This window comes from Cupriavidus sp. 01T418 (assembly GCF_056398885.1).
The window spans coordinates 1-19,826 of the sequence record NZ_JBFTQG010000075.1 but is presented as its reverse complement, the minus strand read 5'-3'; the positions used below and the strand labels follow the sequence as shown (position 1 = coordinate 19,826).

Annotated in this window: 16 protein-coding genes and 4 pseudogenes; 11 read left to right on the top strand and 9 right to left on the bottom strand. The window is 60.0% G+C overall.

Annotated features, from left to right (window positions below; translation table 11 throughout):
• Positions 1-213: pseudogene (locus AC1DQ3_RS34915) on the top strand (porin); the annotation flags it as partial.
• Between the two features lie 192 nt (positions 214-405).
• Here the strand turns inward: AC1DQ3_RS34915 and AC1DQ3_RS34910 are convergent.
• From AC1DQ3_RS34910 to AC1DQ3_RS34885, 6 genes and pseudogenes are all read right to left on the bottom strand, one after another.
• Positions 406-660 (bottom strand): hypothetical protein, encoded by a 255-nt coding sequence (locus tag AC1DQ3_RS34910; RefSeq protein ID WP_477124659.1) that lies wholly within the window; start codon positions 658-660, stop codon positions 406-408.
• Positions 661-939: 279 nt separating this feature from the next.
• On the bottom strand, positions 940-1,917 hold the full coding sequence (gene dsdC, locus AC1DQ3_RS34905) for a DNA-binding transcriptional regulator DsdC (RefSeq protein ID WP_477124658.1): 978 nt from the start codon (positions 1,915-1,917) through the stop codon (positions 940-942).
• 119 nt (positions 1,918-2,036) lie between these two features.
• Complete coding sequence (gene dsdA / locus AC1DQ3_RS34900; RefSeq protein ID WP_477124663.1) at positions 2,037-3,386, bottom strand: D-serine ammonia-lyase; 1,350 nt, start codon at positions 3,384-3,386, stop codon at positions 2,037-2,039.
• Positions 3,387-3,432: 46 nt separating this feature from the next.
• Positions 3,433-3,552, bottom strand: a pseudogene (locus AC1DQ3_RS34895) (hypothetical protein); the annotation flags it as partial.
• A gap of 301 nt (positions 3,553-3,853) precedes the next feature.
• Positions 3,854-4,285: a GNAT family N-acetyltransferase gene (locus AC1DQ3_RS34890; RefSeq protein WP_477124657.1), complete on the bottom strand. Its 432-nt coding sequence runs from the start codon at positions 4,283-4,285 to the stop codon at positions 3,854-3,856.
• Between the two features lie 52 nt (positions 4,286-4,337).
• A pseudogene (locus tag AC1DQ3_RS34885) lies at positions 4,338-4,622 on the bottom strand (TauD/TfdA family dioxygenase); the annotation flags it as partial.
• A 280-nt stretch (positions 4,623-4,902) separates the two neighbouring features.
• On the opposite strand from AC1DQ3_RS34885, the gene AC1DQ3_RS34880 reads away from it, so the two are divergent.
• From AC1DQ3_RS34880 to AC1DQ3_RS34860, 5 genes are all read left to right on the top strand, one after another.
• Positions 4,903-5,877 carry a YeiH family protein gene (locus AC1DQ3_RS34880; RefSeq protein WP_477124656.1) on the top strand — a complete coding sequence of 325 codons (975 nt, stop codon included), beginning with the start codon at positions 4,903-4,905 and terminating at the stop codon, positions 5,875-5,877.
• A 216-nt stretch (positions 5,878-6,093) separates the two neighbouring features.
• A complete protein-coding gene (locus tag AC1DQ3_RS34875; protein WP_477124662.1) occupies positions 6,094-7,086 on the top strand; it encodes a Bug family tripartite tricarboxylate transporter substrate binding protein in 993 nt (330 codons plus the stop codon).
• A complete protein-coding gene (locus tag AC1DQ3_RS34870) occupies positions 7,028-7,312 on the top strand; it encodes an alpha/beta hydrolase (RefSeq protein WP_477124655.1) in 285 nt (94 codons plus the stop codon). Before AC1DQ3_RS34875 ends, AC1DQ3_RS34870 begins: the two co-directional genes overlap by 59 nt.
• Positions 7,299-8,000 (top strand): DsbA family oxidoreductase, encoded by a 702-nt coding sequence (locus AC1DQ3_RS34865; protein ID WP_477124654.1) that lies wholly within the window; start codon positions 7,299-7,301, stop codon positions 7,998-8,000. The genes AC1DQ3_RS34870 and AC1DQ3_RS34865 overlap by 14 nt, the downstream gene beginning before the upstream one ends.
• Positions 7,993-8,319: a Rieske (2Fe-2S) protein gene (locus AC1DQ3_RS34860; protein WP_477124653.1), complete on the top strand. Its 327-nt coding sequence runs from the start codon at positions 7,993-7,995 to the stop codon at positions 8,317-8,319. Before AC1DQ3_RS34865 ends, AC1DQ3_RS34860 begins: the two co-directional genes overlap by 8 nt.
• A 314-nt stretch (positions 8,320-8,633) precedes the next feature.
• Here the strand turns inward: AC1DQ3_RS34860 and AC1DQ3_RS34855 are convergent, their stop codons facing one another.
• Entirely contained in the window at positions 8,634-9,473 is an 840-nt protein-coding gene (locus AC1DQ3_RS34855; protein ID WP_477124652.1) for a CHAD domain-containing protein, read from the bottom strand.
• Positions 9,474-9,728: 255 nt separating this feature from the next.
• A complete protein-coding gene (locus AC1DQ3_RS34850) occupies positions 9,729-11,495 on the bottom strand; it encodes a phospholipase D-like domain-containing protein (protein ID WP_477124651.1) in 1,767 nt (588 codons plus the stop codon).
• A 397-nt stretch (positions 11,496-11,892) separates the two neighbouring features.
• Here AC1DQ3_RS34850 and AC1DQ3_RS34845 point away from each other — a divergent pair, with 397 nt between their 5' ends.
• Positions 11,893-13,566: an FAD-dependent oxidoreductase gene (locus AC1DQ3_RS34845; protein ID WP_477124650.1), complete on the top strand. Its 1,674-nt coding sequence runs from the start codon at positions 11,893-11,895 to the stop codon at positions 13,564-13,566.
• Between the two features lie 70 nt (positions 13,567-13,636).
• On the opposite strand, the gene AC1DQ3_RS34840 is transcribed toward AC1DQ3_RS34845, so the two are convergent.
• Complete coding sequence (locus AC1DQ3_RS34840) at positions 13,637-15,436, bottom strand: cytochrome c biogenesis protein DipZ (RefSeq protein WP_477124661.1); 1,800 nt, start codon at positions 15,434-15,436, stop codon at positions 13,637-13,639.
• A 246-nt stretch (positions 15,437-15,682) separates the two neighbouring features.
• On the opposite strand from AC1DQ3_RS34840, the gene AC1DQ3_RS34835 reads away from it, so the two are divergent.
• The 4 genes and pseudogenes from AC1DQ3_RS34835 to AC1DQ3_RS34820 all read left to right on the top strand — a co-directional run.
• On the top strand, positions 15,683-16,426 hold the full coding sequence (locus tag AC1DQ3_RS34835) for a response regulator (RefSeq protein ID WP_477124660.1): 744 nt from the start codon (positions 15,683-15,685) through the stop codon (positions 16,424-16,426).
• Positions 16,423-17,742 carry a HAMP domain-containing sensor histidine kinase gene (locus AC1DQ3_RS34830; RefSeq protein ID WP_477124649.1) on the top strand — a complete coding sequence of 440 codons (1,320 nt, stop codon included), beginning with the start codon at positions 16,423-16,425 and terminating at the stop codon, positions 17,740-17,742. The genes AC1DQ3_RS34835 and AC1DQ3_RS34830 overlap by 4 nt, the downstream gene beginning before the upstream one ends.
• A 397-nt stretch (positions 17,743-18,139) precedes the next feature.
• Positions 18,140-18,724: a hypothetical protein gene (locus AC1DQ3_RS34825; protein ID WP_477124648.1), complete on the top strand. Its 585-nt coding sequence runs from the start codon at positions 18,140-18,142 to the stop codon at positions 18,722-18,724.
• A gap of 972 nt (positions 18,725-19,696) precedes the next feature.
• Positions 19,697-19,826: pseudogene (locus AC1DQ3_RS34820) on the top strand (peroxiredoxin); the annotation flags it as partial.

Genomic DNA, 19,826 nt, shown 5'->3' with positions numbered 1-19,826 from the left:
AACCCATGGCAGATTGCCTTCATTGCCGACTACACGCTTTCCAAGCGGACTGATATCTACCTGACCACGGCATATGCAAAGAATGCGGGTCTGGGACTGGATTCCCCGACGATTGGCTATGCCAACAGCCTATCCCTTGGCAATAGCTATACGCTTGCCAGTGGCCAAAGCAATATGCTCGGTGTCGCCCTGGGTATTCGCCACAAGTTCTAAGGGCAGTCCTTCTCAGGGCGTGAGGTGCTGACGGGGGCCGGGCCGGTTGTGGTGAAGGTGCCCAAGGGGCGCCAGCGCTCCAGGTCTGGGCGAAGTTCAACCGGGCGATTGTGAATCTGATTGCCAATGAAGAAAGGGTGACAACCAGGTTGTCACCCTCAACAAGCCGTGGAGCCAGTCGAAACTTCCTGGTTACAGCGGAGAGCCATAGGAAGAAGAAGACATATAGCCGCCGGCTCTTGCGCCATCGGGGAACGTTTCGAACTTGTCGGCCCTTGCGCCATCGGTGTACGTGTCGAACTTGCCGGCCCGTGCGCCATCAGTGTGCACATTGAATTCGCCAGCCTTGGCCAATGCAAAAGCAGCGAACAGGGCACCGGTCAGAGCGACAGTGGCGGCAATCAGAACGAAACGTTGGGTATTCATGATGAATTGGATGGAAGGCATCGAGTCACCAAAATTTGGGGACTTTGCAACAGTCGACATGATAAGGGTTTGTACTATACATATAAACCCTAGATTCCGAAACATATGGTTGCTCGATGCGCAACAATCCTGACGGTCTTCGTTGTGAGAGTCATGGCGACGCTAATAATCCAGCGATTGTGCTGAATAATGCGCAAGGTTGGTGTGGCGTCATTGCCGCACACGTGCCTAGGTGGGTTCCGACAAGACCAGCCTGAAAAAGCGCGGGGAATACTCCCGACAGCAAGAGGAAGATCGCAATTACGTGCCTCCGCGCTTGCCCGGTCTGCCGATCCGACGAGAGGATTGGTGCGCGCAATCCTTCAGCCATGCCATAAAAACCAGCAGCCGCCTGGGCACAGGATCGAGAGGCGGATGGACCAGATAGTAGTCGTAGTGGCCGCATCGAGCAAAATCGCCCAACGGAAGCACAAGCTCACCTCGACGGACCCGCTCCTGAACCAACCGTTGTCGGCCTATGGCAATCCCGGCATGATTCATCGCCGCGATCACCGACAAGTTGGCGCTGTCGAAAGTGAATTGACGGGTGGGCAGCGAAGCTTCCATGCCGTGCTGGCGCGCCCACAGCCTCCATTCCGCGTCGTGCGAAGCGTTGTCCCATGCAAGCGAGTCGTGCAGCAGCGTGCAGTGCTGCAGATTGCCAGGCCTGTCCACCAGGCGATGGCGTTGTGCGTACTCCGGACTGCAGACCGGTGCCATCTTCTCTTCCATCAGCTTCAAACCGGTCAGCCCGGGGAAATCTCCGCTGGCGTAATAAAGTGCGAGATCGATGTTTCGGGTCCGGAAGTCGACACTATCGTTCCCGACACGAAGATCCACTGACACCAGCGGATAGCGTCGCGCGAAATCGGCCAGGCGGGGCACCAGCCAGCATTGCGCCACGGAAGGCCTCGCATACAGGACAATCGCGCCCGCGATCTCAGCTTGCGGCGACTGCTGCAACGCCTCGGACAGATCGCCCACTGCATTCTGCAGAATTCCGAAGATACGCTCGCCTTCCTCGGTCAAGCGTACCTGGCGCGTCAGGCGCACGAACAGTTGTATCGACAGCGCGCTTTCCAGCCGGCTGATGCGGTGGCTCACTGCGCTCGCCGTCAGGCAAAGCTCGTCGGCGGCCCAGGCGAAGCTGAGGTGGCGGGCCGCTACCAGGAACGTATAGAGGTTGGCAAACTGGCTGCTGTTAAGCCGGGAGCCAGCGCGAGGAGGAAGGTTCAGCAAGGCGATGGTTTCCTTGAGCCGACAAGCCGCCCAACGTATGTCGCATCGAGTCCGGGTGCCAGGTTCGGCTTGCCACTACAGGCCCGGTCCAGTCGCGAGAGCACCGCCAGGAAGTCGCATCACGTTTCGAGCAACGCGCGACCTTTGGCCAGATAGGCTTTCATCTCGTCGGGTGGAACCATGCTACCACCAGTTGCCCAAACAAGATGGGTCGCCTGCGCGAGGGATCGCGCGCCCAGACCGGTGCGCGCATGATAGCCCTGTTGCTCGCCCAGTACTCTCATGATGCCTGGAACGCCCGCCAGCGCGGACGGCTCCAGGCAGACGCCTTCGCTTTGCTCCATCAATGCGAGCAGTCGGTACAGCTCTTCATCGCGCACCGTATAGTAGCCGTCCAGAAGACGTTGCATCGCCTTGCCGACGAATCCCGACGCGCGCCCGACCGCCAACCCGTCGGCAGCGGTAACGTTGTCGATGCCGAAGTCCTGTACGCACACCTCGTCATGCAGGCCCGTATAAACGCCGAGCAACATGCAAGGGGAGTGGGTGGGTTCGGCGAAGACACAATGCACCGCATCGCCGAATACAAGCTTCAGCCCAAACGCCACGCCACCAGGACCGCCGCCGACGCCGCAGGGCAAGTACACGAACAACGGATGCTCGTCGTCGACCATCACACCGGCGCCGGCCAGTTGCGCCTTCAGTCGCTCCGCCGCCACCGCATATCCGAGAAACAGATTGGTTGAGTTCTCGTCGTCGACGAAGTGGCAGGCAGGATCGGACTCAGCCTGCCTGCGCCCTTCCTCGACCGCCACGCTATAGTCGGACGTGTGCTCGATGACAGTGACACCGTGCGATCGCAGTTTGTCCTTCTTCCACTGACGCGCATCGGCCGACATATGGACGATCACCTGAAAGCCGAGCGTCGAACCCATGATGCCGATGGACAACCCCAGATTGCCGGTTGAGCCGACCGCGATCTTGCGGCCGCTGAAAAACTTGCGCGCCTGTTCGCTGTCCAGTCCGGCGTAGTCATCTTCTGCCCGAAGCAAACCACCTGAGAACGCGACATCCTCCGCGTGCTTGAGCACTTCGTAAATGCCGCCGCGCGCCTTGATTGAACCGGAGATCGGCAGATGGCTGTCCGTCTTCATCCACATGGTGCCGTTCAATTCGACGCCGTACCGCTTGCACAACGCCTGCTGCAGCGCGTGCAAAGGACGAATGCCCGATTCGATCATGCCGCCGCCCGCGGCCGTTTCCGGGAAGACTCGCGCAATGTACGGGGCAAAGCGCGTCAGGCGCGCGCTCGCGTGCGCGACATCGTCTGCGGTCAGGCCGACATCCTGCAGCGCTTCGGCGACCGGGGCGGTGCCGGGATTGAACCAACTGGTTTCTTGCAACTCGACCAACTCGCGGATCAGCGGATGCGTCGCATACCAGCTCTCCAATGTCTTACCCGAGATCATCATGCAGTCCTTGTTTGAGGTCGATTAAATGTAGGTTGCGGCCCGCTCAGACAACAAGTGACAGCAGCAACGTCAACCCGAGGGCCACCAGCGATGCGACGACTGTCGCCCCGGTGAACTTCTTCTGGGCGTCCGCAAGCGACACGCCCAAATATTCCTTTACAACCCAGAATGAAGGAGATCAGCTGGAACGCGAGGGAGCCTTTAGCGAACCCCGCTGTCACCATCGGTCGCGGTTTAACGACGCATTAAACGGCTTCCTTGGGGGAGCTGACAAAGGATGGATGGTCAAGGGGTGGATGACCGTACGTCATCTATCGCAAGCGGCGAGTGTCTGCTTGCGCCTGGTCTCACGGAGGTATTGCCGTGATAAGGGTACGTAGGTGGCAGAACTCGGCGGGCGTGGTTTTACTTATGCGGCAGCTGCGGGATGTTGTACTAGCGTTGATGTGTGCCGACACGGAACACTACAAAGCCGTCCGCATCAGTGTGCCTGGAGCTGCCTTGTTCGTTGAAAATTCCTGCGATGGAAGTAAGGCACGAGGTACTTCTTGGGAGGTGCCGATTGGCGCGAACCCGAAGCGCGCGAAGTAGGCAGAAGCGGACGTGGTTTGCACAAAGATCGACTCGACACCACGTTGCCGAGCGTCGGCGACGATAGCGGAAATCAGAAGCTCTCCGAGTCCGGCAGAGCGCGCACGCTGAGCAACAGCTAGTCCTAGCAGGAGACCGACCGTTCCAGATTGTTCGATACCGACGCATCCGAGAAGGCCGGCATTGTCCCGGACCACGATGTACTGTTCGATATGCGCGCGTACCCCCTCGATGGAAAGTGCGCAAGCACGCAGGAGCGCCTCAATCTCAGGTAGATCTTTCTCAGTCGCGTAGTGAGGGCGCATTGGGCACTCCGTCATGCCAAGCTCGTCCCCTTTATCCTAGGTTTTTCCTCGTTCACCCGGGCGTAGGGATTCTTCGTAGGTAGATTCGCTTACACCGATACTCAATACCTGAGGGGCGGGTCGGTCGATCCCCTTTGATGGTGGCGCGTTCCATCCTGCGCGGCGCCGGCCCGTAGTCGCTCACCGCGTAGTGCTGTGTCGCCACGCTGTCCCGGATCGCTACGCTGTTCGGCTTCCAGCGGCAGCGCACCTGGTACTCCGGAATCGCCGCCTGGCTGATCAGGTAGTTCAGCAGGCTCGCGCCCGGGGTCTTGTCCTGCCCGACGCGCACATTCCCGTTGTCCCGCATCGCAATGTACCGCTTGATCTGTTCGTGCACCCCGTCGACGGGTAGTGCGCAAGCACGCGGCAACAGATGGCCTGGCGCCCACAGCAAGCGCACGCTCCTCGGCGCCAGCGGCGGCTTTTTCGCGTATGCGCTCCGTGCCGGTCCAGGAACACCCTTATCGTTTTTCTCGATAGCAATAACCAAAAAATGGCGTTGGCGCCGATATGCCATATGGAAATATCGTTATGCAAAATTCAGCTAAGGAGGTGTTTGTCACATGGCGCTCAGAATGTTCACGACCAAGTCCTCGTTCCCCGGACTCCTCCTGGTCATCGCCGTATCGGTGCCGGCCGCGCTACTTGGCAAGCTGGTTCCAATACTTGGAGGTGCTGTCTTCGGCATGCTGCTTGGTGTGCTCTGCCGTGCCTTCCTCAAGCCTGGCGACCGATACAAGCCGGGTATCCAGTTCGCTTCCAAGCAGATGCTGCAATACTCGATCATCGGACTGGGCTTCAGCCTGCCGCTGCACGATGTCGTCCAGACCGGGCTGACATCGCTGCCGGTCTCGCTGGTCACGCTTGCGGTCGCCTTCGCCGTGGCCATCATCGCCGGCCACATCCTGCGCATCCCTGAGAAGCTCAAGATCCTGATCGGCGCCGGCACCGCCATTTGCGGCGGATCGGCTATTGCGGCAATCACGCCTGTGCTCCAGCCCGACGAGCATGACATGACGTATGCGCTGTCCACGATCTTCATGTTCAACGTCGTGGCCGTCGTCGTTTTTCCCATCCTTGGCAAGATGCTCGGCATGTCCGATGCCGGCTTCGGCCTCTGGGCCGGCACCGCGATCAATGACACGTCCTCGGTCGTCGCAGCCGGCTATGCCTGGAGCTCGGCCGCGGGCGAATACGCGACGATCGTCAAGCTGACGCGCGCCATGATGATCGTGCCGGTCACGCTGGTGATCGCGCTGATCTGCCAGCGCAACCAGCCTGCCGGGTCGATGCGTCGTGTCATTCCCTGGTTCATCGTCCTCTTCGTCCTGGCCTCGGCGGTCAACGAATGGCTGCCGTCCGGCCTGACGCATGCGATCCAGCTGATGGCCCCCTTCCTGGTCGTCGGCGCCCTCGTCGGGGTAGGCCTGGGTACCGACATCGACAGGCTGAAGCGCGCTGGGGCACGACCGCTACTGCTTGGCCTGATCGTGTGGGTCAGCGTGGCGATCAGCAGCCTGGTCATGCAGCACTTTGCCGGGACGCTGTGACCAGAGCGCGCCATGCACTTTGGACAGACAAATGTATTGATGTCGACAAGAATATTGACGGCTGCTATGATCGTGTTCGCGAAAGCCTGAGCCGGTAGAAATCGTTTGGCCCACAGTTGGTTGGTGAGGCAGACTGTACTTGGCAGGCCGGCTAATAGCCCCAAAGTCCCCAAAGTCCCAAAAGTCCCGGAAAGTCCCAAAAGCATGGGGGAGACGATGTCATTACTGAAAAAGCTGCTCACGGCTGTGCTGTGCGCCAAGACAATCATTGCCTTGTGCGCGCCAGGCCAGGTGCAGGCACAGGAAGCCTGGCCCACGCACCCGATTCAAATGATCGTGCCGTCGTCTCCCGGATCGGGAACCGACGCGCTGGCGCGGGTCATGGCGCGGCGCCTTTCCGAATCGCTGAAGCAGCCTGTGGTGGTGGAGAACCGGCCGGGTGGCAGCGGGGTGATCGGGACCAACGCCGTCCTCAAGGCGGCGCCGGATGGCTACACGATTCTCTACACAACGGCATCCAACATGGTGGTTGCGCCGGCCGTCATCAAGTCCATTTCCCAGGAGGCAAGAAAAAGCCTCGTGCCGATCGCACAGACAGCTGTGGGTGGGGTGTTGCTGCTGGTGAGCCCGGATCTGCCGGTGCACGACTTGCCTGGACTCGTCGCGTTCGTGAAGGCGAATCCGGATAAGTACAGCTATGGCAGCTGGGGCACCGGCTCGTCCGGGCACTTGACGATGGAGTGGCTGAAGAAGCAGACCGGTATGAAGACTGAACACGTCCCATACCGGACATCCACGCAACTGCTCACCGAGCTTTCCTCGGGTGTGCTGAAGATCGGCTGGACCGATCCCAGCGTGGCGGTTCCCTTCCTGCGTTCCGGGAAGGTGCGCGGTATTGCCATTGTGGGCAACGTGCGGTCTCCCCAGCTTGCCAACGTCAAGACGTTGGCTGAACAGGGCTACAAGTTCAGTACGGTGGGATGGTTCGGCATGTTCGCGCCGGCCGGAACCAGTCCGGCGATCGTGAAGCGGCTGGCCGATGAGGCCAACAAGGTGCAGGCGTTGCCGGAGATCGCGACCCTGATGAAGAATCTGAACTTCGAGCCGCCTCCGGTAAAGTCCTCCGCGCAGTTGGGCGAGATCGTCAAGAATGATCTGCAAGTCTGGACGAAGATCGCCAACGACGCAGGGATCAAGCTCGACGAATAAGATGTGCCGCGCGCGGCATTGCGGCCTGCCCAGGACAAAGCTGCTATTTCCCGTCCTGATGGCAGCCAGCTGTCACGATCCCATGGGCAGGTTCGAGCCGGTCGCTCAATTGGCGGGTGACTGGGGTTCTCGCCTTGTTGCTCTTGGGGATATCGGTCACCTCAACCCCGCATCTGGATACGGCCCCTGGCCGGGTGCTAAGGAATTATTGCGTGAATTGCTCTGAACTTTCGGGTACGGTCCCGGCCCCCACATCGTCGCAAACTCTGCGCGTTGATTTTTACCTTGATCTGATTTGCCCTTGGTGCTGGATTGGGTTGCGAAATCTGCGTTCAGCATCGGCAAGCCTTCGACAGCAGCATCCTGGATTGGCGCTGGAGACAATATGGCATGCCAATGTTTTGCTGCCGCAGATTCCTGCGCAAGGCATTCCATACCAGGCATTTTATGAAGCACGGCTTGGTGGCGAACGGGCTGTGGCGATGCGCCGCGCACAGATTCGCGCCGTGGCTGAAGCGGTTGATCTATCGTTGAACTTCGAAAGCATTGTGACCTTTCCGAATTCGGCGCTGGCATGTGCCCTGGTCAATGCGGCCCAGTCCAAGCTGGCGCCGGAGGCCATGTACCAGTTGGTGGATTCCATCTACTGCGCATTCTTCTCCCAAGGGCAGGACATCGGCTCAACAGAGACACTGCAGGCCTTGGCTCAAGCGTCCGGGTTCAGTTGGGATGCCAGTGCGTCCTCTCAGCTACAGCCCTCAATGGGGGCTGACCATGGAGGAGGGGTTCCTCATCTGGTCTTCAACGGGCAGTGGCCGGTCACTGGCGCGGTTCCGGCAAGCGAGTTGGTTCACGTCATGCAGCAAGCCGTGGCGGCCAGGCATTTGAACCGCGAGTGCAAATCCAATGCCTGATCCCCAACCGATTCTGGTCGGGCCTGCGGAGTCACTGGCTCCAGGCGCACGCAAATTGGTCTTCTTGCAAGACGGTCAATCGGTAATCGTGCTCAACCTTGACGGCCAATTCTTTGCCCTGGAGAACAGCTGCCCGCATGCGGGGGCTTCCATGGCAGGAGGTTCGTGCGTTGAGCACGTTATCAGCTGTCCTTCACACGGCTTGCGATTTGACATTCGCAACGGCCAGTGCATTGCATCTCCGAGCTTGCGTATCCGCACCTATGAAGTCGTCATGGAGGACAAGCAACTTTGGCTACGCCCGCCAGAACTCAATTAAGCGCCGATGTGGACGCCCTGACGTGCGCGGTGTCTTCGGGCCAATGAGTTCCAGGAAGGTGGCTCACCATTCATAAGCGTCCTGTGAAGGACGCTTTATATCTCCAGCTTTGACCCGCGCGTTCGCGAAACACGGGATCCACAAGAACATCTGCCTGCCTCGAGTCTCGCCAATTCAGTAGTCTGTCCAGCAGAAATGTCTCCGAATCCGGTATTCCTGACGCTGACCAACGCGCCGGCAGCGATGGTGACTTACCGCTGGGTACTAGGGGGCACTGTTAGCCATTTCGGCGTTTCGCAGTCTTTGCCAGCGTCTCAAAGCTTGCGCACCAGTTGTCGAAGGGCGATGACGGCTTTGTGGCGCCTGGTCTTCTTTTCCTCGCGTAGCCATCGCAAGAACATTTCCTGCGCCGACGCATATTCGGGGCCCGTCGGGACTTCGAAAATGTAGTTTGCGCCAACGACGACGTCGTTCAGCTCTCCGAGAGCATCCTGGAGTTCTGTGAGCCGATGGATGCGCTTACGGTCTGCCTTCGAGAGCATGGGAGAGAAATATTCAAGGAGATAGCGCAGTCGCTTTATCTGGATGCGGGTCTGGTGGAGTTCAGCAATATTGCCGTCCAAGGCACGGGTCAGCTGCTTGTTCAGGCGGCGGGATGCCGTTTCGACACGCGCTCGCGCAAACTCACCGATGGTTTCCGACCGGTCGGCGGGCGCGCTGTGAACTTGCCTGATGGCGACCGTGAAGGCGGAAATCAGCTGCTCAGGCTCGGCCGAGACGAACGCGTTGCGGCCTTCCTGGCGAGCTTTATGCCGGACCTCGTCCAGGACTTCCAATAGCGTAAGGGCCGATGGGTGCGTCGGCGGCACAGCTGCGGGCAGGAGCGAGTTAATGATGACGTCCCAGTTCCGAACGGCACCGACTTTGGTGGCAAGGTTTCGGAACCGTTGCCGCCAATCCCTGGCGAGCCCCTGTGGCAGCAGTGCCTGGTAGGCCCATAGCAACGCACGGAGCCTGCGAAGGGCAACGCGCAATTGATGGCCAACTTCAGGGTCATTGCTTACGAGGAAGTCTGCGGAGCAATGTTCCAATGTGGTGACATCCGTTGATGTCAGTTGTGATAGCACTGTGAGCGCATGGGTCTGCGCTTGCATCTCGGACGACTCTAGAAAGCTTGGCATCAGCGTCCCCCAAGTACAGCTCAAGTCTGGTTCAAGCTCTGTGGGCGGCTTGAATAGTAGCCTAGTGCGCGGGTGTCTGCCCGGGCGCCAGGCACAGCGTTCCGCATTACGTGCCGTCGAGAAGCGCAAGCAGTACACGAGCAAAACTGCCGGTCTCAACCTCTTCGGCGGAGCTAGCGCCAGCCGGCGTTCGATAAGTGGCGCTTGAGCAATATTTGGGGGTCGGCGCTAGGCCATTGCCTTGCGCGCCTTGCATTCCGGACTACCTTCCACGTAGTACTTCTTTGCCCAGCTTCCATCGGGCGCGAGGGTCAAGTCCAGCTTGCGCGCGGGATGCTTGCCAACCTCAATCGCGATGGCCCGCGCGCGAAAATGCTCATAGAGACGCATGAACTCGGCCAGATAGATGGCAGCAATTTTCGGACTGCGGATTTCCAGCAAGTTCTCGTCATTGCGGTGCAGTGAATTCTCGCTCATGTTGGCCGAGCCGCTGTAGACGATGGGGTCGGTACCCTCCGCGTCGATGATGATGAGCTTGTGGTGAATGATGACCGGTGGATAGGGCGGGGGCTGTTCACCGGGATAGACTTGAAGCTCAGGCTCGTAGCCGGCCGGCACCGCGTCCCTGGTGAAGTACATGCCGTCAACCACGTCCCGCTTGTCCTTCGAGCGATGGTAAAGCTCGATGGCCGCCAGCTGTGCCTGCGTGATCGGCTTGCCAGAGGCGCTGGCCTTCAGTTGTATGGTATCGGTGTTCCGGCTGAGGCGGTTCACGAGGCCGAACATCATCTTGCCTTCGTCGCCCTTCCCGAAGCATGCGTTGATGAGCGGTTCATCAGTTGGGGAGAACATACAGAATAGAACCGAGTGCTGCGCAGCTTCGATTGCCGCGATGACGGTATCGGTCTGAACCTGGCTGTCAGTCGGTTCGGGTGAGAAGATGGCTCGTACCGTGGTCGCGCTGCCCACCTTGATGGAGGGTGACCAATCGTGGGTCAGACTGGCGGTCGCGGCAAGGCCAGGGTTGGGAGCAATGGCGGCGAGCCGCTCGTTGTAGAGGGCGGCTAACGCTTCCGATGCGAAGGTGTGCAGTAGATTTGCCTGCTGTGTGAGACCCTCGGTCGTAAAGTTCGCGGAGCCCATTAGTACCCTGGCTGGCTTGCCGGTCCCTGTGTTCGTGACCAGAATTTTGTCATGCATGATGTTCGTCTTATCCCGCGGGTAGAACTCAATGTGCTGGCCCAGCTCACGGACGGCATCGGTGTTGGGAGTAGGTTTTGCCGGCGCTTTCCCTTGCTTGACCGGGTGGGCATCGTAGACGAGCGTTGCCGCGTGATTGTGGTCGGACGAGAACTGACGGAGCTGGGGAATGACCCAGAGCTTGTCGGTCAGGTGATAGGCAGCACCTACTACGGCCGTGGCGCCGTCCAGTACGGAGGGGACCGCTCTTTCCATCCCGTTTGCCAGCCACGTTCTGAGTTCCAGGTCTTTGTCAGGCGGCGGAGGCTGATTGGGCGCCAACCCCATGGCCAGGATCTTGCGGCTGAATGCCTGGGAGCGCATGACAGCGCGGTTGAACCAAGTGCCGACGCCGTCTTCCACGTGGGCCGGCAGCTTAAGCTCACAGATGGCGCTCTTACTATCCAGCAGCGTTGGCGCTTCCGGGGCGCCGACGACCGGATACACGACGTAGGTAAAAGTACCGGCGCGGTCTTCCAGCTTGCCTGACTCGATTCGATTGTCCCACCACATGAACTTCTGGATGGGCGCATCCCTGGATGGCACGTCGGGCTGGCCTGCCGGCACAGGGCCGTGAAACGTGTTTCGATTTGGAAGCCAGCTTGCCGCCTCTCGTGTCGTGCCCTCCGCCGACCAGAAGCCAGGCGTGCGTTTGATGGCGAACCCGAGAAAATCGTTGCGGTCCTTGCCCTCTGGCCAGTCAAAGGCGAGCAAAACCAGCGTTGGCGATAAGTATCCCCTCAGTTTTACAGGCATGACCATCCTCGCGTCGGAAGTATCCCGGTTGAGTTGTAGCAATGCTCTGTGACATTTGTCGGAAGGCTGCTGGGCGTCAGGTGCGGGTTACAGAGGTGGTTTGGCCGGACCTCAATGGCGATGCATTTCTGCGGCACGGGCAATACGGCACGCTGACGTTCCGGCGCCAGTACACCTCCATGTTCGATACTGCAAACTTTGGGCCGCTGAGCTTTAGCGTGGTGGCTAGAGGGCTACATATCGGCTATTGCAAGATCCCATTGGCCTACGCTCAGGAGCCCTGCTAGAGTGAGCGAACCGGTGGTTCTCGATTGAGCCCGTGCCATCCGCGTCAGGGCTGCACATTGTCTCTATCACCGCCGGACGCGACGCTGCTCATTCATGATTGAGGAATGCCATGACGACGAATAGCTCCGAGGATTCAGCTACGCCCGCCAGCGGAAGTCGTAGTCACCAAGCCTTCCCGAAGCTGGCTCCGGCACAGCTTCAACTCATGGAGCGCTATGGGACGCGCCGTATTGTTCCTGGCAACGAAGTGCTTTTCCACCAAGGGCAAAGGAACATCGACACGTTCCTTTTGATTTCCGGCCAGGTTGAGGTAGAACGAGCTTCCGCGATAGGCTCGCGGATTATCGGAACGCTGGGCCCCGGCAATTTTACCGGCGACATCGGTTCTCTTGTGGGCCGGGGAGCGGTGGCTACTGTCAGAACACGCACTGATTGCGAAATGATCGTCATCAGCAGGGAGTCGATGCGCACGCTGGTCATCGCCGAAGCCGATCTCAGCGAGATTATCATGCGCGCCTATATCCTGCGGCGCGTTGCTTTCATCGAAGACGAAAGAGGCGGTGGCGTGATCCTGATTGGCTCACGCCACTCAGCCGATATTCTGCGCCTGCGTGAGTTTCTCTCAAGAAATGGCCAGCCTGCAGCCTACTTCGATGTCGACCTGCACGCCGAAACGCAGGCGCTGATGAGACAGTTCGGTATCGGCCGCGAAGACATCCCGGCGGTCATTACACCGCAGGGCGGGGTGCTGAAGAACCCTTCGAACCGCCAGGTAGCCGATGCCATCGGACTTAGCCCGGAAAAGCTGGATGGGTGCCACTACGACCTGGCAGTGGTCGGCGCTGGCCCTGGCGGGCTGGCCGCGGCTGTGTATGCGGCATCGGAGGGGCTGCATGTTGTGGTGCTTGACGCCAAAGCGCCCGGTGGGCAAGCGGGTACCAGCTCAAAGATCGAGAACTACTTTGGCTTTCCAACCGGAATCTCCGGCCGGGCTTTAGCCGGACGGGGTACCGCCCAGGCGCGCAAGTTCGGTGTCGAGGTCGCTGTACCGATAGAAGTGACATCGCTGGAATGCAATGACAATGAGAGTTTTAAGATCCACCTCGACAATGGCGAGCGGGTTCATGCGCGTGCTGTTGTGATCGCCACTGGAGCGCGTTACCGCAAGCCACCGTTGCACAATCTCGAGTACTTCGAAGGCCGGGGGGTTTACTACAACGCCTCGTTCATGGAGACGACCTATTGCAAGGACGAGGAAGTCATCGTGGTCGGCGGTGGGAATTCCGCCGGACAGGCGGCTGTTTTCCTGTCCGGCTTTGCTCGGCACGTACATATCCTGGTGCGCTCGGATGGGCTGGCGGCCAGCATGTCACACTATCTGATCCAGCGCATCGAGGCAGCTGGCAATATTACCTTGCATCCCAGGACCGGGATTATCGAGTTGCTGGGGGAGACAAAGCTTCAACAGGTTCGCTGTCAACGCGCCGGTGAGGCGCCGCGGGATTTCCCCGTTGAGCATGTGTTCCTCTTCCTTGGCGCGGAGCCGAATACGGACTGGCTGGGAGGCTGCGTGATGCTTGATGACAAGGATTTCGTCCTGACCGGATCCCAGGTTCCTTGCTCGCATTGGAAACTTGAACGCGCGCCACACTACCTGGAGACGAGTCAGCCGGGCATCTTTGCGGTTGGCGATGTCCGAAGCGGGTCGGTGAAGCGGGTGGCCGCCGCGGTTGGAGAGGGGGCGGCGGCCGTGCAGTCCTTGCATCAATTCTTTGCTGGCTGACTGGCGCCGCGACCGCGCGGAACCGACCAGGTTCCGCGGCCCCGCGATGACGCCGCGCCTCTGGATGCGACTATCCAAAGGTGAAGACGAAGGCCTGGACGCCGGGATCGAGAAAGCGAATCTCGAAAGTGCGTTCCGAGACATCGCCAGCCTGGCGCACGAGTTGATAGAGGCGTGTCTGGCTGACGGCACCGTTGCCCGCGGCATCGACGTCTGCGCCATGGCTCTCGCCCGGTGCCTTGCCGTCCACCTTTACCTGGAACCGCACCGGTTTGCCGTCGGCACCGGGGCCCATCACCAAATGGAGGTCGCGCGCCCGGAACCGGTAGGTGATGCCGCCGTTTCCCCGATTCAGCGTCGCTTGCTCGGCCCCCACGGTCCAGTTGCCTGTCAGCCCCCAATGATTGAGGCGCGGCGCGGCGATGCTGTATTCCCGGGCGATGTCGCCCTTTAGTCCCTCCGGGGAGGAGAAACTCGAGCCCTGTTGATAGCCGATGTAGGTCTCGGAGGAGCGAATATTGCTGAGGTCGGCCGCCATTTGGGCGCCTTTGGCGTCCGGGCTCACGGCAGCCGTCCTGGCCCGCTGGCTGCCCGCTTCCGCCAGCAACGCCTGGATGACCCTCTCCGCTTTATCGTAATCGCCTTCTCCGAACTGGTGATGCCGGATCTCTCCCTTTGCGTCGACGAAATAGAGGGCAGGCCAGTAGTTATTGTGAAATGCCTGCCAGATCTTGAATTCGCTGTCCACCGCGACCGGATACGGGATCCCGAGGTTGTCGATCGCCTTGCGGATGTTCTCGGCCTTCTTCTCAAAAGCGAACTCCGGCGTATGCACGCTGATCACGGTGAACCCCTGGTCCTTGTACTTCTCGGCCCAGGCCTTGAGGTAGGGCACGGTGCGAATGCAATTGATGCAGGAGTAGGTCCAGAAATCAACCAGCACGACCTTGCCGCGAAGCTGTTCCGCCGTCAGTGGCGGCGAGTTCAGCCACTGGACGGCGCCGCTGAGCGGCGGGATCTGACCCTCGTCCGGCAGGCCGCTGTGAAACGCTACGCGCGCGTCGGCCGACGTCAGCATCATCCTGCCATAGCCGGTAGTGGCAGTAGCAGCGGCAGTGGCAGGCGCCGCAGCTGGTTTGGCTGTGATCGAACGAGATGCATCGAGCAGCGCCTGTTCGATCACAGCCGTGCTGCCACCCGAGAGTTGGGCAAGAAGGGACGTATCGACACCTAGCCCGATCGCGGCGACACCGCAAAGGACGGCCGCGCCGAGACCGCGACGCACCCATTCACCGGCACCCAGCGATGTCTTCATGATCGCGAAGACCCGTCCGCCGATCAGCAGGGCGACGGCGAGCGAGGTGGCCGTGCCGGCCGCATACGCGGCCAGGAGCAGCGTGGTCTGCCCATTTGCGCCGTGCAGCGCCGCACCCGTGAGCACCAGGCCCAGGATCGGTCCGGCGCAAGGTGCCCAGAGCAGCCCTGTGGCGACGCCGAGCAGCAGAGCACTGCCGAGCGTCGGCGCCTGCAGTGATCCATCCGCCGGTTTCAGCAACCGGTTTGCCAGCACAACCACCGGGCGCGTCACGTGCTCGGCAAGCCGTGGCGATAGCAGGGTCGCGCCGAAGACAGCCAGCAGGGCCAGTGCGGCGTACCGGCCGTACTCGTTGGCTTGGACCACCCAGCCGCCGCCGACCGCCGCCAGCGTCGCCACCGTGGCAAATGTCATCGCCATGCCGGCCAGCATCGGCAGCGTGCTTCGGACGAAGGGCTGCCCGGCGCGTGCAAAGACGAACGGCAGGACTGGCAGGATGCACGGACTGAGTATTGTCAGCACACCCCCAAGGTAGGCAATAGCCAGAAGGGTCAACATGATTCTCCTTTGACGCGAATGCGGCGGGTTTCGGCCGTGTGCCAGCCATGCATGCATGAAACACCGCGCACGTGTCCCGGCTGTATCGGGATCAGGTGCAAGCGTAAGGAAGTGTGCTTGGGGCGTTTGCAGATACACTGGGATACAAAGAGTGCCGCTTGCGGCCCCCACGAAACAGCCTCTCTGGGGTAATTTGGTGCCCGGCATGGGCCTGTCCCTCAACCAACATCGAAGGTGCTTGCGATGGAGCCTCATATCGATCACATCCTGGTCGTCGACGATGACCGCGAGATCCGGGAACTGGTATCGAGCTATCTCACCAAGAACGGTTTGCGCGTCACCGTAGCACCGGACGGGCGGCATATGCGTGCTTTCCTCGAAGCCAATGCAGTCGATCTCATCGTGCTCGACCTGATGCTGCCTGGCGATGACGGGCTGGTATTGTGCCGCGAGCTGCGAGCCGGCAAGCACAAGGCTACCCCGGTGCTGATGCTGACGGCGCGCAGTGACGAGACGGACCGGATCGTCGGCCTGGAAATGGGAGCGGACGACTATCTGGCCAAGCCGTTTGCCGCGCGGGAGCTGCTGGCCCGCATCAAGGCCGTCCTGCGCCGGACCCGCATGCTGCCGCCGAACCTGCAGGTGACGGAGGCCGGCCAGCTCTTGAGTTTTGGCGTGTGGCAGCTCGACACGTCCGGGCGGCAACTGATCGACCGGGAGGGTACGGCGGTCGCGCTCAGTGGTGCCGAGTATCGCCTGCTTCGCGTGTTCGTCGATCATCCGCAGCGCGTACTTAACCGGGATCAGCTTCTCAACCTCACTCAAGGGCGCGAAGCCGAGATGTTCGAACGCTCCATCGACCTGCTGGTCAGCCGGCTTCGTCAGCGCCTTTGCGACGACGCGCGCGAACCGGCTTACATCAAGACCGTCCGCAGCGAAGGCTACGTCTTCGCCATGCCGGTCGAAATCACCGAGCCCCGCGGATGAGCTCCATCGCCATGTTCCGGCGGATCCTGCCCTGGCCCCGCACCTTGGGATCGCGGTTATTCCTGATTTTTCTCGCGGGCCTGACGATCGCGTATGGGCTTTCCTTTGGCGTGCTCTTCCTTGAGCGTTACGTGACGGCCAAGGCCGTGATGCTTGGTACGCTTGAAACCGATGTGGCCACTTCCATCGCCATTCTTGATCGCCTTCCCGCGAATGAGCGTGCCGAATGGGTACCGCGGCTGGACAGGAGAGCATACCAATATGTGCTGGGTCCCGGCTTGCCCGGGGTGCCCGATCTCAGCAGCCGCGGCGCCGACATCGCCGCGAGAATACAGGAAGCCGGGGGGCAGCGGTTTCCCATCAAGGTCGAATCCATCCCCGGTGACGGCAAGCGCTTGCAGGCCCACCTGACCTTGAGCGACGGCAGTCCCCTGACGATCGATGTGAACCCCGCGCCCATGCCGCTGGCGCAGTGGCTGCCTTATGTCCTGATCACTCAGCTGGTTCTTCTCATCCTGTGCAGCTGGTTCGCTGTCCGGCTGGCGATACGTCCCCTGATGGACCTTGCCAATGCCGCGGATGCGCTGGACCCGAACAAGAAGGCGCCGCGCTTGTGCGAAACGGGCCCGAGCGAAGTCGCCCACGCCGCCGTCGCGTTCAATGCCATGCGGGATCGTATCGCGCACTATGTCGAGGAGCGCGTCCAGATCCTGTCGGCGATTTCCCACGACCTTCAGACCCCGATCACGCGCATGAAGCTTCGTGCCGAAATGGCGGAGGATTCGGTCGAAAAGGACAAGCTGGTGCAGGACCTCGCCGAGATCCAGCGTCTCGTCCAGGAGGGCCTGGCCTACGCGCGCAGTGCGCATGGCGATGCCGAGAAATCCTCTCGTATCGACATCGGATCCTTCATGGAGAGCCTCGCCTATGATTATCAGGACACCGGCAAGGCCGTGACGATGATCGAGAAGATCGACGGGGCCATCGTGACGCGTCCGCACGCGCTACGGCGCATTCTCACCAATCTCATCGACAACGCGCTGAAGTTCGGTGGTGCCGCGGAGTTAAGCGTGCAAAAGGATGGCGAGGGATCCGTGATCATCAAGGTGCTGGATCGTGGTCGCGGGATTCCCGAGGACCAGCTCGAGGCTGTCATGCAGCCGTTCTTCCGGCTCGAGCAGTCCCGCAGCCGCGAAACCGGCGGCACCGGGCTAGGCCTGGCCATCGCGCAGCAGCTTGCCGTTGCGATCGGCGGCTCCCTCAGGTTGCGCAACCGCGACGGCGGCGGCCTCTGCGCGGAGATCACCATTCGCTGACCGACGCCGCGCACCAGACGTGCCCGTACTCGAAACTCACCCGGGAGTCGTTCCGTCTCCCAACGTAACGCCGCTCGTGAAGCTCCCTCAACGATCTGCTCTCAGAATTTCCCCATTTATTAGAAGACATTCTATGTTTATGCCAGTCCTCGTTTGCTACGATGGTCCGCCACGTCCGACACGCGATACGATAAATTGTCTGAGTGCTTTGATTATTTTGTCGCCTTGGCAGCTGTCTTCATATGGCTCGTCTAATGCCAAAATAACATAATCGTCTTTTTCATCAATACTCTTTCAAGTCGTCACGCTAGAATCGATGGTTTTTATTGCGTGCGATCGTCTCTGGCGTTGGAGTTAATTGCCACGGCATGCGCCACTCAAAATAGGGGGATTGATAATGAACGAGGAAAAGGCCGTATCGGTAATTCAAAGGAACTGGCGACGCTTTATAGATGACCGGCGGGCAGATCCAGAAATGGCGCTAGCGCTTGCATCAGCCATGGGGCGAAGGGTGCCTCATTATTCAGAGTTCGTCCGCTGTCTGCTCGATGGGAACCTGATGGTTCAGGTGTATGCAAGAATGGGGAATCCGCTAACGGGGCACTCCTGTTTTTTTGCTGATGAAAACTATGTTCGCCTAAAAATGCTCAATCCGCTCGGCGGAAATGTTGAGGCGTGGAGGCAACAAGGTCATGTGATCGGCAGATATCGGTACGGCAACGTGTATCCGATGATTTCTCATTCTGACAAAGTCACGTACGATGATCCGCAGACGGTTGGTAAGTTCACGCATCTCACCTCTAATAAAGGCGCCATCTTTGTGTTGTCATCGCAATACTCTCGGTACTTCAGCGAAGCGTATTATTTTGAGAGTATGCATTTTTCTGGAACGCCTTTCCGCTACGGGATGCAGTACAACTGCACCACTTTCGTTGTCAACGTCATGAAAAGGATCATGCGCTGCGCCATCCGCGACCGGTAGCCAATTTCATGGTTGTGTCGCGATAAGGCCGGCAAGGCGAGAAAGCTGAGCCATGGTAGATTCTTATATGACGGACGAATAGAACTGCCCGAGCCCATGCGCAACAAGGACCAACTGGTGACGCTCCACCGTCTCGACATCTACTGTGTGTCAGCAGACGAGCGGCGCGCTCGGCCGACTCACTCCCATGCGCCTCGTTGTCCAGCAACTTGCGGCTGTAGATGTCCTTCATCATGTACCAGTAGAAGAACCGCCCCTTGACCGCGAAACTTGTGATCACCTTGCTTTCCGTCACCCGGCACAATTCTTCCTGCTTCGATCGTTGATTTAATCGGGCATAGTCTCCCCCAAGACGATCGCGTCTGGTTCCGTCATGGATGGGGGATGGGTGCATCTCCCATGTACCGTCATCCGCCGCAATTGCATGCGATTGCAGGTTTCCCGCTTGCGGACACGTAGCGAGACAAAGAGGCGCGCGCATGCTGCGCGCAAAGCGCTAGTTTCGCGCTCGGTCGATTTCTCGCTGGCGAACTCCGGCGTATGCACGCCAACCACAAGTGCGGCTCGTCGCCTCGGCCCCGGTCTCCAAGTGACCGTAGCGTCATGCAACGCCACCCTGGCACATGGAACGCGTGAATGATCCAGCCTGACCATCCCCTTATCGTTGACGGCGATCGCGAGCTCCGTGAGCTGGTGGCCACGTACCTGGAGCGCTGCGGAATGCGGGGATGGCCGGGGTAGCCGCGCCGCGGCGGATGACTTTGTACTGGTTTGTATCGCATCGTCGGGCCGATACGCGTGCACACAGTTCTGCCCCAAGTCGAAACGGGCCGGATACTTCGGTCGGTTTAAATGGATCTCGTCGTGCAGCGGATACGGAAGTCAACCGATGACGCCGCTGCGAATGCAGAAGCCGCCACGTTCAAGACTGGCTCACCGACTCTACAAACTACGCTCAACAAGGAAACCATCATGACCCAAACCGGAAAAGTTCTATACACAGGCAAGACCCACACCACTGGTGGACGCGACGGTGTCTCCCGTAGCTCCGACGGGCGCCTGGACATCCAGCTTTCGTCCCCCGGTACCTCAGGCAAGGGCA

Coding starts and splice junctions, on each gene's coding strand:
- AC1DQ3_RS34910 (WP_477124659.1), bottom strand. CDS start 660: ATGCCTTCCATCCAATTCATCATGAATACCCAACGTTTCGTTCTGATT.
- dsdA (WP_477124663.1), bottom strand. CDS start 3,386: ATGATCTCGGGTAAGACATTGGAGAGCTGGTATGCGACGCATCCGCTG.
- AC1DQ3_RS34890 (WP_477124657.1), bottom strand. CDS start 4,285: ATGCGCCCTCACTACGCGACTGAGAAAGATCTACCTGAGATTGAGGCG.
- AC1DQ3_RS34880 (WP_477124656.1), top strand. CDS start 4,903: ATGTTCACGACCAAGTCCTCGTTCCCCGGACTCCTCCTGGTCATCGCC.
- AC1DQ3_RS34875 (WP_477124662.1), top strand. CDS start 6,094: ATGTCATTACTGAAAAAGCTGCTCACGGCTGTGCTGTGCGCCAAGACA.
- AC1DQ3_RS34870 (WP_477124655.1), top strand. CDS start 7,028: ATGATCTGCAAGTCTGGACGAAGATCGCCAACGACGCAGGGATCAAGC.
- AC1DQ3_RS34860 (WP_477124653.1), top strand. CDS start 7,993: ATGCCTGATCCCCAACCGATTCTGGTCGGGCCTGCGGAGTCACTGGCT.
- AC1DQ3_RS34855 (WP_477124652.1), bottom strand. CDS start 9,473: ATGCAAGCGCAGACCCATGCGCTCACAGTGCTATCACAACTGACATCA.
- AC1DQ3_RS34850 (WP_477124651.1), bottom strand. CDS start 11,495: ATGCCTGTAAAACTGAGGGGATACTTATCGCCAACGCTGGTTTTGCTC.
- AC1DQ3_RS34845 (WP_477124650.1), top strand. CDS start 11,893: ATGACGACGAATAGCTCCGAGGATTCAGCTACGCCCGCCAGCGGAAGT.
- AC1DQ3_RS34835 (WP_477124660.1), top strand. CDS start 15,683: ATGGAGCCTCATATCGATCACATCCTGGTCGTCGACGATGACCGCGAG.
- AC1DQ3_RS34830 (WP_477124649.1), top strand. CDS start 16,423: ATGAGCTCCATCGCCATGTTCCGGCGGATCCTGCCCTGGCCCCGCACC.
- AC1DQ3_RS34825 (WP_477124648.1), top strand. CDS start 18,140: ATGAACGAGGAAAAGGCCGTATCGGTAATTCAAAGGAACTGGCGACGC.